Annotated in this window: 13 protein-coding genes; 5 read left to right on the forward strand and 8 right to left on the reverse strand. The window is 40.5% G+C overall.

All coding sequences use genetic code 11. The features are described 5' to 3' along the window. Positions 1-88 precede the first annotated feature (88 nt). From thiC to VJ09_RS04265, 4 genes are all read left to right on the forward strand, one after another. Entirely contained in the window at positions 89-1837 is a 1749-nt protein-coding gene (gene thiC / locus VJ09_RS04250; protein ID WP_044640387.1) for a phosphomethylpyrimidine synthase ThiC, read from the forward strand. Positions 1838-2045: 208 nt separating this feature from the next. Then, positions 2046-2225 (forward strand): hypothetical protein, encoded by a 180-nt coding sequence (locus VJ09_RS04255; protein WP_044640388.1) that lies wholly within the window; start codon positions 2046-2048, stop codon positions 2223-2225. Between the two features lie 748 nt (positions 2226-2973). Beyond that, on the forward strand, positions 2974-3888 hold the full coding sequence (locus VJ09_RS04260; protein WP_044640389.1) for a bifunctional helix-turn-helix transcriptional regulator/GNAT family N-acetyltransferase: 915 nt from the start codon (positions 2974-2976) through the stop codon (positions 3886-3888). A gap of 27 nt (positions 3889-3915) precedes the next feature. Next, positions 3916-5181, forward strand: a complete 1266-nt coding sequence (locus tag VJ09_RS04265) for an MFS transporter (protein WP_044640390.1) — start codon at positions 3916-3918, stop codon at positions 5179-5181. Between the two features lie 426 nt (positions 5182-5607). Here the strand turns inward: VJ09_RS04265 and VJ09_RS04270 are convergent, their stop codons facing one another. From VJ09_RS04270 to VJ09_RS04285, 4 genes are read right to left on the reverse strand one after another with little or no spacing between them, the layout of a single operon-like run. Next, positions 5608-6318, reverse strand: a complete 711-nt coding sequence (locus tag VJ09_RS04270) for a transaldolase (protein WP_222704951.1) — start codon at positions 6316-6318, stop codon at positions 5608-5610. 43 nt (positions 6319-6361) lie between these two features. Further along, the gene (locus tag VJ09_RS04275; RefSeq protein WP_044640392.1) at positions 6362-7738 is read right to left on the reverse strand and encodes a PTS ascorbate transporter subunit IIC; all 1377 of its coding nucleotides are present in this window, start codon (positions 7736-7738) and stop codon (positions 6362-6364) included. A 23-nt stretch (positions 7739-7761) separates the two neighbouring features. Further along, positions 7762-8052, reverse strand: coding sequence for a PTS sugar transporter subunit IIB (locus VJ09_RS04280; protein ID WP_044640393.1), 291 nt, complete (start codon positions 8050-8052; stop codon positions 7762-7764). Positions 8053-8068: 16 nt separating this feature from the next. Continuing rightward, positions 8069-10150, reverse strand: a complete 2082-nt coding sequence (locus tag VJ09_RS04285; protein WP_044640394.1) for a BglG family transcription antiterminator — start codon at positions 10148-10150, stop codon at positions 8069-8071. A 450-nt stretch (positions 10151-10600) separates the two neighbouring features. Between VJ09_RS04285 and VJ09_RS18330 the strand changes: the two genes are divergently transcribed. Further along, the gene (locus tag VJ09_RS18330; RefSeq protein WP_154662340.1) at positions 10601-10771 is read left to right on the forward strand and encodes a hypothetical protein; all 171 of its coding nucleotides are present in this window, start codon (positions 10601-10603) and stop codon (positions 10769-10771) included. Positions 10772-11061: 290 nt separating this feature from the next. On the opposite strand, the gene argF is transcribed toward VJ09_RS18330, so the two are convergent. Genes argF through argJ form a run of 4 tightly spaced genes read right to left on the reverse strand, consistent with a single transcriptional unit; the run spans position 11062 to position 15244 of the window. Beyond that, positions 11062-12021, reverse strand: a complete 960-nt coding sequence (gene argF / locus VJ09_RS04290; RefSeq protein WP_407689985.1) for an ornithine carbamoyltransferase — start codon at positions 12019-12021, stop codon at positions 11062-11064. Between the two features lie 2 nt (positions 12022-12023). After that, complete coding sequence (locus tag VJ09_RS04295; protein WP_044640396.1) at positions 12024-13220, reverse strand: acetylornithine transaminase; 1197 nt, start codon at positions 13218-13220, stop codon at positions 12024-12026. Then, on the reverse strand, positions 13217-14005 hold the full coding sequence (gene argB, locus VJ09_RS04300) for an acetylglutamate kinase (protein WP_082050400.1): 789 nt from the start codon (positions 14003-14005) through the stop codon (positions 13217-13219). The genes VJ09_RS04295 and argB overlap by 4 nt, the downstream gene beginning before the upstream one ends. A gap of 3 nt (positions 14006-14008) precedes the next feature. Further along, positions 14009-15244 carry a bifunctional glutamate N-acetyltransferase/amino-acid acetyltransferase ArgJ gene (gene argJ, locus VJ09_RS04305; protein ID WP_044640398.1) on the reverse strand — a complete coding sequence of 412 codons (1236 nt, stop codon included), beginning with the start codon at positions 15242-15244 and terminating at the stop codon, positions 14009-14011. Between the last annotated feature and the right edge of the window lie 74 nt (positions 15245-15318).

Below are 15318 nucleotides of genomic sequence, written 5' to 3' on the forward strand. Positions count from 1 at the left end.
CCGTTCGTATATCTATCCCTTAGCATGGTGTAGTTCCTTGTAGAGCATATGAGTTGCGAATTCGAGAAAAATTGGAGGACTTGGTTCCATGAACTCTTTCTCTTTTCCAGCTAGCAAAAAAGTATATGTACAAGGATCGCGCCCTGATATTCAAGTTCCAATGCGTGAAATTAAGCTTTCATCTACACATGATTGGCGCGGCGAAACTCCTAACGAGCCTATCTACGTCTATGATACGAGCGGTCCTTATACAGATCCCAATATCAACAAAGATATTCGTCAAGGACTTGCTAAACTTCGTCATGCCTGGATCTTAGAGCGTGAAGATGTGGAAGAGTATGACGGACGCAAGGTATTACCGATCGATAATGGATATCGCTCAGAGGATAAAATCAATCAACAAGAAGTATTTCCTCATACCAACTATCGTCCTTTACGGGCAAAAGCTGGAAAAAATGTAACCCAGATGCACTATGCAAAAAAGGGAATCATTACTCCAGAAATGGAATATATTGCGATTCGTGAAAATATGAGTGCTGAGTTTGTTCGGGACGAAGTAGCAGCAGGGCGTGCTATTATTCCAGCCAACATTAACCATCCTGAATCAGAGCCGATGATTATCGGAAAAAACTTTCACGTTAAAATTAATGCCAATATCGGAAACTCCGCTGTTTCCTCTTCGATCGAAGAAGAAGTAGAAAAAATGACCTGGGCAACTCGCTGGGGTGCAGATACCCTTATGGACTTGTCCACTGGCAAAAACATTCATACTACCCGTGAGTGGGTAATTCGCAATTCTCCTGTTCCAGTGGGCACCGTTCCCATTTATCAAGCGTTGGAAAAAGTAAATGGAAAAGCGGAAGATCTCACTTGGGAAATTTATCGAGACACCTTAATCGAACAAGCGGAGCAAGGAGTAGATTACTTCACCATTCATTCAGGTGTCCTACTTCGCTATATTCCGCTTACAGCAAAACGAGTGACCGGGATCGTTTCTCGTGGTGGTTCGATTCTAGCAGCATGGTGTCTCGCCCATCATCAAGAGAACTTCTTATATACTCATTTTCGTGAGATTTGCGAGATTTTGAAAACCTATGATATCTCCGTCTCGTTAGGAGATGGATTACGTCCAGGCTCTATCGCAGATGCCAATGATGAAGCACAATTTGCAGAGCTAGAAACACTGGGCGAACTCACGAAAATCGCTTGGGAATATGATGTACAAGTAATGATTGAAGGACCTGGTCATGTGCCCATGCACAAGATTAAAGAAAACGTGGATATTCAACAACAGATTTGTCAGGAAGCCCCATTTTATACCCTTGGTCCACTCACGACTGACATCGCTCCAGGCTATGATCATATCACTTCGGCAATTGGAGCTGCGATGATCGGTTGGTTTGGAACAGCAATGCTATGTTACGTGACACCAAAAGAACATCTGGGACTACCTAATAAAAATGATGTCAAAGACGGCGTAATCGCCTATAAAATTGCTGCTCATGCAGCTGATCTGGCCAAAGGTCATCCAGGTGCTCAAAAACGGGATGATGCACTGTCAAAAGCACGCTTTGAATTCCGTTGGATCGATCAATTTAACCTCTCACTTGATCCTGAGCGTGCACGTGAATTCCATGATGAAACACTACCTGCTGAGCCAGCTAAAACAGCACACTTCTGCTCCATGTGTGGTCCTAAATTCTGTAGTATGCGTATCACCCATGATATTCGTGAATATGCTGAAAAAAATGGGATGAGCTTAGAAGATGCCACTCAAGAAGGTATGAAAGAAAAAGCGGAAGAGTTCAAAGAGACAGGAGCCCAAATTTATAAGTAAGTTTAGTTTTGTTAAAGACTTATCGAGGCTCTCGATAAGTCTTTTTTCATGTTAATCTTATTAAGGAGAAAATTTCTATCTCGAAGGTTTTATAGCAGATGTCAAATTAATTATCAGATATAATTGAATATTAAATTTCCATTTGGTATACTTTTTATAAGGCTCTCAACAAGATGTTGAGCAAAGAGCCCTACAGGAAGGGTACATCATGTTCGGTAGCAGCATGAGGGACTCCAAGCTGGATCGGATCGTCCGCAACCACGACATCGACGCTCTCTACGACTACGTAGAGGGCCTCGACAAGAACACCGCCAAGAAGCTCCTCCGTGGTGGCTACCCGGAGTGGGTGAAGGGTGTTCTGCGAGGCAAGATTAGCCGCCTGAAGTAGTCATACTTCGGTCTAGTGTACCTGGTCCCCTATCTCAGCCAGAGATAGGGGATTCATAATGTTTGTAGACAAGATTAGCCACAATTCTCTATAGGTATCTACTTTGATTAGAATCTAAGACTTCTAGCAGAGGGAACTTATTATAATAATCCCCTTTTTTCTCATTTTGTTACTTACGTGATCATATAGCCAGTTATAAAAAACGAATTAGTCTGAAGAACGCAGTTACCTCTAAATAAGGTAGCTGCGTTTTTTATAGGATAGACAAATATACTTAATCTTACTGATTTGTCCCAAGGAATCAATCTGCCAAACATATCTCCTAAAAACAGGAGAAATTACATTATACTATCCCCTTTCAAATGATTGAAAAAATGGCTAAGAAAAATAAACAAAACAATAAAAGAAAACCTTTCTGACAGATATTCGTTTTGTAACAGATAGCTTCGATGTGTTTGAGGTGGCTAAGAGTATGGATGAAGTGGAAATGGAAGAAAACAACCAAGAAAATATATCTAAAGGATCTGAAGAAAACTCCCACAAATAAACATGGGAGTTTGGTTTGGATATCCTTTTCCTTTCCCAACCAATATTCCCTTTCCCAATACCATTAACCCAAAGTTAGATCACAGAATGCTTTGATTCTAAAATTTTTACCTTTCTAAAAGTTGATTCAAGCAACTATTTTCCCTATAATAAAAATTATCAGTTGAAAAAGTCCACTATTCAGGAGGGGAGAATCGTCTATATGACAAATGACATATCATCTTACGGTTTAGAATTCAGACAGTTTAATCGTTTTTATACAAAAGTCCTTGGTTTTTTGCACGAACATATCTATGACAGCCCTTTTTCATTAACAGAAATACGAGTTATATTTGAGCTTTATCATACAAATAACTGTACCGCTAAGGTGTTACAAGAAAATCTGAACTTAGATCGTGGATATATGAGTAGAATTTTAAAACGTTTTGAAAAAGAAGGAATGATCTCGAAGCAAAAGTGTAACGATGATGGCCGTAATCATTTGATTTCTCTAACTACTTTTGGTCATACAATTTATAAAAAGTTAGAAGAAAAAGCAAATCAACAAGTAGACTACATCTTGAATGATTTGGAGATAGAAGGACGAGAAAAGCTCGTAAATTCAATGAAAACCATTGAGAATATCTTATCTCATCATCTCCATCCGAAAGAACCAGTGGTGTCTATCAGAGATTATTATTTATCCGAAGATGTACAGACCATGATCGAAAGGCAACGAGTGTTCTATGCAGAATCTCATGAATGGGATGAAACATTTTCAGAGTATCTTGAAGAGACATTTGATTCGGATATTGAAAAGATTTGGATTGCCGAGAGTGGAGGAAAGTTTGTAGGTTGTGTAGGACTAGTGAAGTATGACGAAAAAACAGTACAGCTAAGGTGGTTTTTGGTAGAGGGATCTTTTCGTCAAAAAGGGGTTGGCACTCAACTACTACAAACCCTCGTTGATTATTGTAGAGAGCAGGAATATGAACGAGTTTTTCTATGGACAGCAAGCAATATGTTAACAGCTCGACCACTGTATCAAAAATTTGGATTTGAAATCTCACATGTCAAAGAAGCGAGATTACTGTGGGGGCAAAATCTGGTAGAAGAACGATGGGATTTAGAATTATAACGCCAATTTTTCTGATAAGGAGGAACTATGAATAGAAAACTACACTATGCTTGGATTGTTTTACTACTAACCTTTTTCGCTTTATTAGCTGTACAAGGAGTTCGTCTCTCCTTTGGAGCGTTTATTGAACCATGGGAGAAAGACTTTTCAATGGACAGGGGGACTATCTCTCTTATTTCTACTTTAAGCTTCCTTGTCTATGGTATTTCTCAACCAGTAATCGGCAGGTTGGTAGATCGTTTCGGGACACGGACTATTATATCGTATAGTACTTTACTCGTTGGAATTAGTATCCTCTTCACTTATTTTGTTACTTCTCCTTGGCAATTGTTTATCCTTTATGGTGTCGTTGCTTCGATTGGCGTGGGAGGAGCATCGAATGTAGCTGCAACCGTTGTCGTAACTAATTGGTTCAATGAAAAACGAGGTCTTGCTTTTGGTATGATCGAGGCAGGGTTTGGTGCTGGGCAAATGCTTCTTGTTCCCGGCTCCCTCCTATTGATTCACTGGTTTGATTGGAAAGTGACAGTGGTTATTTTAGGCATATTTTTAATGCTGTTTGTGTTTCCCATTGTATTATGGTTCCTACGAAATCATCCTTCGGAAAAGAATTTACAACCAATTGGAGGCGATGGTAAGGAAGAAGCAAAAAGCGAAGAAGATCAAAAAAATGGGAGTTATGCAAACTCGAGAGCTTTTCGTACCCGAAAGTTTTGGTTTCTGATTTTCCCGTTTTTTATTTGTGGATTTACGACTACTGGTTTAATGGATACTCATCTTATCCCATATTCCCATCAACACGGATTTTCCACAGGTGTAACTAGTGCCGCTATTAGTTTATTAGCCGGGTTTAATATTGTGGGCATACTAGTCTCCGGTATAATTGCCGATCGTTGGAGTAATAGAAAAATGCTCTTTCTGTTATATGCTACACGTGCACTCGCTTTTGTCATCTTGATATACAGTCATCAACCATATCTATTACTTGTATTTTCAATTTTGTTTGGTTTGGTTGATTTTGCAACGGTAGCACCTACCCAGATGCTGGCCACCCAATATTTTCAAAAGTATTCCATCGGATTCATCATCGGTTGGTTATTCCTCAGTCATCAGATAGGTTCTGCCTTAGGGGCTTATTTGCCAGGTCTGATTCACCATAAAACTGGGAGTTATGATTTGTCTTTTTATTTCTCCATTGTTGCGCTAGTAGTAGCTGCTATCCTCAATCTACTTCTTCCTGAACCGAATACAACCAAGAAGCAATCGGCGAATCCATCCGGAATAGCGGAGTAAGTTCATCTGTCAGCCAGAAAATAGAATCGCTTACCATGCCTGTCTTGATATTAGATGACATCGGTATGAGTCCTTACATGGTTGATTCGGGACAACGTTTTTGGCGTAATCCTACAAAACCACATGACCAAGCGGCTACCTACTGTGTACACCTCTAACCTTTCCTTGGTTGAACTGGAAGAGACACTATCGTCCATCCGAGAGAAAGAAAAAGTCTACACAGACAATACAGTACAAAACGTATCATGAAGCGTATTCGAACATATGTCGTTCCCATCCAAGTATCAGGGAGAAACTGGAGATATGATCACGAACCTTATGAATAAAGTATGTTTAACATAGTTACCAAAACATATTAAAACAAAGCTAGGAGATAAACCATCCTAGCTTTGTTTTGGTAGATCGTATATCCAATGCAGGCAATAATTAAATGATCGAATACCCAAGAGCCTGAATATCTTTATTAAACATTTTTACCGTTTGTAGTGAGATTTGTTCCAGATCTTTTCCTACGTTTGGGAGTTTCTTTAATATATCAGGAGAGCATGTGATAATCGCACAGCCGCACTCTTCCGCTTGAAATATGTTTAATAGTTCACGAGGGCTCGCCCATAGGAGTTCCGTTCCTTTCTTTTCAGCACAGATTCGTGCGGCTTCCTTCATGGTCGGGATTGGATCAACGCCTGAGTCCGCAATTCGGCCAGCGAACACAGATACGACATTGTTTGTTCCAGGAGCGAAAGCATCAACAGTTTCTCGTACTTGATCCAAAGTCAAGATAGCTGTGATGTTTAACTTCATTCCTTTACTGGAAAGCTTTTTTATTAATGGAATGGACGATTCTCCTAGGGAGTTGGTAATCGGAATTTTAATGTAGACATTATCTCCCCAACTGTTGATTTTCTCTGCTTCTTGCTCCATGACGTCAAAGTCATCAGAAAAAACTTCAAAGGAGATTGGGTAATCCGTAATATGAGTGAGTACTTCTTTGGCAAAGTTCTCGTAGTTGGGTATCCCTGCTTTTTTCATTAACGAAGGATTGGTGGTGAATCCTTTAATGATGCCTGTTTGATAAGCTTCCAGCATGTCTGTGAGTACCGCACCGTCTGCATATACTTTTACTTTTAAATTTTCCAATTTTGCGGATGCATTTCCCATGAAAAGTTCCTCCTAAAGTGGTTTACTCTTCTTCTACGTGATTTAGTGTGACTGATTTGGTTTTGATAAAGTTTGGAATAAAAAGCACTAGCACGAGTAGAGCGACAATTGCATAAATACCTGTTGTAGTAAACACTTGTCCTGCCTGACCAAGTAAGATCCCAAGTACAGCAAAGTCGAGGTCCCCAAATGTTGTATTAGAAAATCCTAGTTCTCCCAGCACAGGAAGCAGAAGGGCTGGCAAGAACGCAAGCGCTAAGCCATTCACAAAGGAACCTACTATGGCACCTTTACGTCCTCCAGTAGCATTCCCATAGACCCCTGCAGTTGCACCACAGAAAAAGTGAGGAACAAGACCAGGAATAATGAGAACTCCACCAGCAAACCCGAGAATAAGCATACCGATAATGCCTCCAACAAAGCTACATATAAAACCAATGATTACGGCTGTTTGGGCATATGGGAAGAAAACAGCACAATCCACAGCTGGAACGGCATTTGGAATGATTTTCGTGGCAATCCCTTGAAATGCCGGAATTAAGTCAGCCAAAATCATGCGAACCCCGTTGTATACAATTGCCACACCGATTGCGAATTGCAAGGCACTCATTACGGCAAATAGATACGGAGATTTTCCGTCTGATAGCGTAGATACAAATTCGGGTCCCGCTGCAATTGCGGCAATTAAATAGATCACTGTCATCGTAAGTGCTGTGGAGATCGTCGTGTTTCGCAAGAACGCCCATTTTTCAGGAATTTTGATTTTTTCCGTGCTATCCTCAGGCTTGCCGACAAACTTGCCAACCCAGGCAGACAGATAGTAGCCAATACTCCCAAAGTGACCCATGGCTACATCATCGCCATCCGTTACTTTTAACGTGTATTTTTGTCCGATGGCAGGAGAGATCGCACTCCATGCACCTAAAATAAATCCACCGATTGCAATTAACAATATTCCAGAAAGCCCTGAAGCACCTAAAACGGCCGATAATAGACATGCCATAAAAAAGCTATGATGACCAGTTAAAAATACATATTTATATTTCGTAACACGAGCGATCACGATATTCAAAATAAGACCTACTAGCAAAATAGACATCGTCTCAACGCCGAGGAGTTGTTGAGCTGTTGCTACAACCGCTTCATTATTAGGGACAACCCCTTGTATATTGAATCCTTTTTCAATCATTTTCCCTAGAGGTTCAAGGTTGTCAACAATGAAGGAAGCACCTGCGCTCAGCATGATATACCCAAGGATCGGCCCGAGTGTACCCGTTAAGATCTTATGAAATGGCTGTTTTAACGAAACGAGACCTACAAAAGCCATTAAACCGATAAGTAAGGCAGGCTCAGAGAAAACATCCTTAAGAAGTTCTAAAAGTCCGGTGAAAAAGCTCATCGTGATACCTCCTAAAGACCCATTTATTTTTTATCGTTGGAAACCTCTTGTAATAACTCTGCTATGTCCGCTTTGATTTTCTTCTTATTGATGTAACTGCGAACAACACCTACACGTTGAGTAGTCTGATCAAATTGTTGTGCAAGTTCTTCCACGGTAACGATTAAGTCACACTCTTTCCCTTTTGCACCGTTAAAGTCCGAAGTCTCAATCTGTGCAGCAATACCAAGTTCGTTGCAAATTTCCTCAATCTTCATTTTCAGCATGAGGCTACTGCCAATGCCATTCCCGCATACCGTTACGATCGAAATCATGTCATGTCATCTCCTTCTATCGTTCACTATAGGTTTGAATCAATGGTAGAAAGCCCTCTGGCTTTGTTATGTTTAACATCTCATCAATGTTTTCTTCTTCCTCCAAAAGCTCCGTAAGTTGACTTAAAGCCTTTAGATGTGACTCATTGTCTACAGCTGCTAGTACAAAAATTAACTGAGCATCCTTGCTTACTCCACCAGAAGTAAAGGAAACAGGCTCATTCAGTTTTAACAAACTCATGCTTAATTTTTTGACACCCTGTTCAGGACGAGCATGCGGGATCGCAACATGAGGCGCAATGACCACATAAGGACCAAGATTTTCAATATTTTCAATCATCGCCTCAATATATTCAGGGTTAATTGCTTGAATATCCAGCATTGGGGCAGCCGCAAAACGAACAGCTTCCTGCCAATTCTCCACTCTATCTTTTATTTGAATCATTTCGATCTTTAACAAATCTCGAATCACTGGTTTGTACCTCCTAAAATGAGCAACGGTGCTACCTGTTAGCAAATCCGTTAGGGTCTCATATAATCCCCTTTCGTCATGTATGGTGGTAAAAAGCTTCACAATCTCCATAATTTGATTAACACTTGGTTGTTTTGTATCCGTTTTCTTTAGTAAATGGAAGTCGACCTCCTGAAGAATTCGGGCTTTATCAAGTGCAGTTAAAATAGGATTGACGATGATTAACGGCTTAGATGTTTGAAAGGAAACGGTCGAAAACAATAGGTCATATTCATCTTCTTTCTCAAAGTCATACTCACTTAGAGAGAGCACTGCCGATATATCTACTTCCGGAATAAGCTTCTCTATTTGATACTTGAGCATATTGGAAGCACCAATACCATTTGGACAGACGATCACGGCATTTTTGCGAGAAAGCTGTATGTCCGTTGGATCGACAAATGATCCGAAATGCAATGTAATATAACCAGCTTCTTCATCTGACATTGGGCGTTTTACATATTCTTCAAGTAGTTTGAGAGATCGCTTCACGAGAACAAATAAGTCTGCATATTCCTCTTGGATCTGAGCAAGCAAAGGATTCACAAGCGGAATATGGAAAAGCAATCGATAATATGCCGGTTTGATATGAAGGTATAACGAGTTGGCCAATTTCTCTTTCTGAGGAATGGAGACACAGGCAAGTATCTCAAATTCCTGAATGATCGCTTTTGTTAATGCAAAAAGCGTATTATGGTTCACAGGCTCATGTAGCGGCAGCTCTCCATCCTTCACTTGCAGACCGAGAAGTGTCATGGCTACATAAAGATGTTCATCTGAGTCTGGTGTAATACCTAGAGTTGACACGAGACACGAGACACTCTGAAACTCTTCCCACTTATAAATCACTTCTTTCATATCAAAAGGATACTCTACTTTTTGATCGTTACGTATCCTAGAAGTAAGGAAGACTAAAAAGGAAGCAACTTCTTTCATCTTTTCTTCGATATATGTGACCGATAACAATTGTTCTGCTTTTTTTAAAAGCATGTAAATACGATCATATTTTGTCTGAAAAGAGTCCTTGCCGTAATCAGCATCATATACATTCTGTAAAAGTCGAACGCCTTCAGGATATCGAATGAATTTTGACACACACCTCATCATGAAGCGACGAATTTCCAACTCGTCACCAATAAACTGATATCCGTGAGTTCTGGAATAGTCTAGTTTGACATTCCGCAATGCAGCGAGCTCAGCTGCCTGTTTAATGGTTGTCAAAGTCGTATTTCGGCTCACTTTCAAAAGCGAAGTAAAATGGTTTACCGACAAATACTCTGGACTCATAAATGTCTTGATCAGGATAAGGTCTCTTCTTTCCTCGGGTGACGCAGTATATGTTTGGTCATCTACCTTCGGAAGTTTTTCTGAAAGAAATGCTTGAATACTAGCATCGACGACAAGCCCTTGAGCGCGCTCATTCCGAATAGGGGGAAGCCCTTCGTCTGTGAGCCAAACATTGATTTTCTGTAAGTCATACGTAATTTGGCGTCTAGAACAATTTAGTTCTTTTTCCAAGCGCTTTATCGTCATCGTACGATGGGTAATAAGAAAATGTAGTAAGGTAGATGCCCGCTGATCCAGCACTCTTGTTGCCTCCTTCTTCTATAGAATAGAACATTTTTTGAAATGAAAGCGCATTCATTGGGTCTGAAAGTTGATTAGAGGGTATGAACAAAGTTGGGTTGAACTAGGTGTAGAATGATTGGCAAGCATTAAACTCTAACATGAACTTAAATGGAAATCTTTAATTTATCAAGTGTTTTACCTAACTTTGGAAACTAAACCAAGGTCGAATCAAAATTCCCAAAAACAAAAAACACCATCCTTTCCAAATTGGTTTTGAAAAAGGTTGGTGTTTTTTGATGAGTCTTTCATCGCTTCCTACCCAGATTTTCGTTTTAACTTACCTTTGACTCTTGTAGAAACTAGTATTTTTAGCTTTTGGTTGGCTAGACTATTGGGAGAGTTTGCAGAATCGATAGGAATTTATCATTTACGTTTCTTTACCTCAGTCCCATTATAAGGAGATGAAAAATGGCACAGGAAGATAACCAAACCAATGAAAAAGGAACATTTTTAACAGATGTCCGTTTTGCTCCTGATACCTTCGATGTGTTTGAGATAGCAGAGAAGATGGATGAAGTGGAAGGAAACAATCGAGAAGAGATGAAAAAAGAGAATAAGGCGGATGACTCCCACAAATGAAGTAGTCAGTGGGAGTCATCCAATTCAATGCTCCTTGCCAAAGGACTTAAAACCTAAGTTTGAGTAGTGGGTCTATGAAATAACGAATGTCTCCAAACCATTAGTTGCTAGTACTTCGACTTCTTGCTGAACATGTAAGGAATCTGGAAAAAGTACAGTTGAAGCGTAAAAAGAATACAGATTCTTCTGTTTGATCCAAGATCTGTCTATTTTTCCATTAATATTTCTGTAAAACATAAGGTTTTAATTCTGAAGAAGTTCCACGATTCTTCTTTGCCTATAAACCCTCTTCACCTGTATTTTCCTAACAACGCTACAAGCAGCGCCTTTTGAGCATGGAGCCGATTTTCCGCTTGTTGAAATACGACGGATTGTGATCCATCGATTACTTCGGTTGCTACTTCGAGTCCACGGTAGGCTGGTAAGCAGTGCATAAAGATGGCATCTTCTTTGGCTAATGCCATCAGCGTAGGAGTAACTTGAAAACCTTCAAAGTCTTTCTGTCGTTTTTGCTTTTCTTCTTCCTGTCCCATGCTAGCCCACACATCGGTGTAGAGGACATCTGCGCCTTGTACCGCTATGTAAGGATCATGGACGAGTTGTATCTCTGCCCCTGTTTGCTCTGCTAATTCCCCAATCTCTTCCCAGATTTGAGCTAAAGGCTCATATCCTTGTGGTGTACAGATCGTCAACTCCATTCCGGTCATCGCAGCACCATGCATAAGCGAATGTACTACGTTGTTTCCATCACCGAGATAGGCCAATTTTAGTCCAGCAAGGTCTCCTTTTTTCTCTTGTATGGTTAGAAAGTCCGCTAAAATTTGGCAAGGATGAACAAGATCGGTCAAACCATTGATAACAGGAATCGTAGCAGCTTGAGCTAATGATTCTACTAACTCATGATGGAAGGTTCGAATCAAAATCCCATCTACATAACGAGATAACACATGAGCGGTATCTTCTACCGACTCTCCCCGTCCAAGTTGTAAATCATCGCGTTGCAAGTGAAGCGCTGCTCCTCCTAATTGAATAATCCCTACCTCAAATGAAATCCGTGTTCTCGTCGAAGGTTTATCAAAAATCATTGCCAATGTTTTTCCTTTTAAAGGTGTGTACAGCTCGCCTGATTTCTGTTTCTTTTTTAGATCGTGCGCAAGTTCTAACAATAACGATAAATCACTAGGTGTAAGATCCGTAAGGTTCAAAAAGTCTTTTCCTTGTAAATGCTGATAAGTATTAGGTGTTGTCATTTTCATAATATAACTGCCTCCTCCAATTTCATGTGGTTTTGATGTTGCTGTGTCAGTACATTTTTTATAATCAATACTGCTTCTGTTATTTGCTGATCTTTGATGATCAACGGCGGGAGTAATCGCAGTACTCGCTCACCAGCTGGTAACGTTATTAATCCTTGTTCTAGAAGTTGCTTGATGATAGGAGCTACTGGGATATTACATTGAATCCCCACCATCAATCCAAGGTGACGAACTTCCGCAATATTGGGAATATCCTTTAGTTTCGTCGATAACAGATGAGCAAGTCTTTCCCCTTTTTCTTTCGCTTCCCATATAAGATTTGTTTGTTGGAACTCATCTAAGACAGCATTGGCTGCTGCCATCGCGAGATAGTTTCCGCCAAAGGTGGTTCCATGAGTGCCTGGACCAAAAACCGATTTCAAGTGTTCTTTTGCCAACATTGCCCCCACCGGAAATCCATTTCCTAACCCTTTAGCAACTGTCACGATATCTGGCTCAATACCATAGTTTTGATAGGCAAACCATTCTCCTGTACGCCCGATTCCGGTTTGTACTTCATCTATGATCAACAAGATATTTTTTTCGTTGCACCAAGCAGTAAGTTCTCTAGCAAATTCCAGATCAACAGGGATGACTCCACCTTCTCCTTGTACTAGTTCAAGAAAAATAGCAGCGGTGGTACTCCCTGTTACTTGTTTCACAGCCTCGATATCGTTAGCAGGTAAGATCCGAAAGCCATGAGGCAAGGGATCAAAACCAAGCTTTACTTTATCTTGTCCTGTCGCAGTAAGAGTAGCGAGCGTTCTTCCATGAAATGAGCCTTGAAACGTAATGATCTGTGGTTCCTGAATCAACTTTTTCTCTTTTGCCCATTTGCGTGCTAATTTGATCGCTGCTTCATTCGCTTCGGCTCCACTATTGCAAAAAAAAGCTGCCGCCATGCCACTAACGTGATTTAATTTTTGAGCTACCTCTTCTTGTAGCGAGTTGGAAAAAAGATTCGATGTATGCCAAAGTTTTTGTACTTGTTTCATTACTGCTTGTTGAACTCGAGGATGGTTATGTCCCAGATTGGTCACTCCAATACCAGAACCAAAGTCAAGATATTCTTTGCCATCTTGGTCTATTAAAATGGCACCATTTCCTGATTCAAACAAAACATCATGTCGTTGATAAGTAGGGAAAGTAGTCATTTGGCTACCCTCTCTTTCACTAAATATGTTCCGGAATTTGGGTGGAAAGCCGTTGGATTGGATCCATTCATGATCTGTACCTTATTGATCCCACCTTGTAAACATTGAATCCCAGAGCGTACTTTGGGAATCATTCCTCCAGAGATATGCCCTGTTTTGATATAATCTTCGATTAAACTCGGAGTCGCTTCGGCAAGAACTTTTTTTGTTGTACCTTCCAGAATATAAATACCATCCACATCACTTACGAGAATCAGTTCCTCGGCTCCGGTCGCTTTGGCAATGGCAGAAGCCGCCTCATCCGCATTTACATTGAATATTTGACCAGTATGATCGATTCCTAGCGAAGCAATCACAGGAGTCCAACCTAGCGATAACATCTGTTCAATTGCTTCCTTCTTTACATCCACGATCTCCCCCACATAACCTATTTCAGGATCGCTTTGTTTTACTTGCAGAATTTGCAGGTCTATTCCAGACAATCCAATCGTAGATAACCCAGCTAAATGAAGCTGGTTTACAAGTTTTTTGTTTACCGAACCAGCCAATACCATTTGAACAACATCTAGAGTTTCTTGATCCGTAATTCGCCTTCCATCAATAAATCGAGGGGACTTACCCATGTTTTTCATCTGTTGAGAGATAAAAGGGCCTCCTCCATGAACAATAACGAGAGACTTATTCTGTTTGATCAATTCGGTACATCGCGTAAAAAAGGAAGGATGAAGGTTTTGCAAAACACTTCCTCCTATTTTTATTACAACCAACTCTTTCAAAAGACTCACTCCCTATGTCCGATAGCTAGCATTGATTTTGACGTAGTCATAAGTAAGATCACATCCCCAAGCAGTTGCCTTGTGTTCTCCCTGATGCAGATGAAGTTTGATCTCTACTTTTGCTTTTTTTAATAGCTGGACAGCTTTATCTTCATCAAATAGGACTGGTAAACCATTTTCCACTACTTGAATTGGTCCGAGAAAAACATCTACCTTATCAGGATTGAGCTGTGAGTCCCCGTATCCAGCAGCACAAATAATTCGTCCCCAGTTGGCATCGGCTCCAAAAACAGCAGATTTTACAAGACTGGAACCTACGATTGCTTTTGCTACGTTACGAGCCATCTCTTGAGTTGTTGCACCTTTTACATGGGCTTCGATTAAGCAGTTAGCTCCTTCCCCGTCTCTAGCAATCTCTTTGGACAATTCCCGGCAAACATATTGAAAGGCTGCTTGAAAGTGAGGCCAATCCGGATGTTTAGGATGAAGGGAGGAGTGATCTACTAATCCACTAGCCATTACTACTACCATATCGTTGGTACTGCAATCTCCATCTACGGTGATCATGTTGAATGTCTCATCTGTTGTCTTCCATAAAAGAGATTGTAGTAGATCGGATTCAATCACTGCATCTGTCGTAATAAAGCCCAGCATCGTTGCCATATTTGGTTTTATCATTCCAGATCCTTTCGCCACCCCAGTGATGGTTACGAGCTTTCCGTCTACCTCAACTTGAACACCAACTTGTTTGATACGAGTATCTGTAGTCAAAATTGCTTTTGCGAATATTTCATCTTCTACATCCAAGCAGGAATGAAGCTGGTCCATCCCGTTTAGTATTTTCTCCATTGGCAAAAACTGACCAATTACTCCAGTAGAGGCTACTCCCACAAAGTGTGGTGGAATATTGATACTTTCTGCCATTTTTTGTCTCATTTGATATGCGTCTTGTAATCCACGATTTCCCGTACATGCATTGGCATTCCCACTGTTCACCACCAATGCTTGTAGCTTCCCTTCTACTCCTATACTCTCTTGCGTTACTTTTAATGGTGCTGCTTGAAAAGCATTGGTTGTATATACTGCTGCGCTATTCGCTGGTACTTCGCAAACAATAGCGCCAAGATCAGGTCTTTTTCTCTTCACCCCGCTATGTATTCCAGCAGATCGAAATCCTAAGGGCGATGTAATTTTTGGCTGGTTTAAGATTTGAAAAAGGGATGAATCAACCAAACTAGCAGTACTCATCGTAAATCCTCCTTAGATGTAGAATGAAAGAAGAAAGAGAGATTAGAAGCTATTCAAATCAAAATAACGGAGAG

The sequence above is a fragment of the Risungbinella massiliensis genome, from assembly GCF_000942395.1.
In the GTDB taxonomy this organism is placed as follows: domain Bacteria; phylum Bacillota; class Bacilli; order Thermoactinomycetales; family Thermoactinomycetaceae; genus Risungbinella; species Risungbinella massiliensis.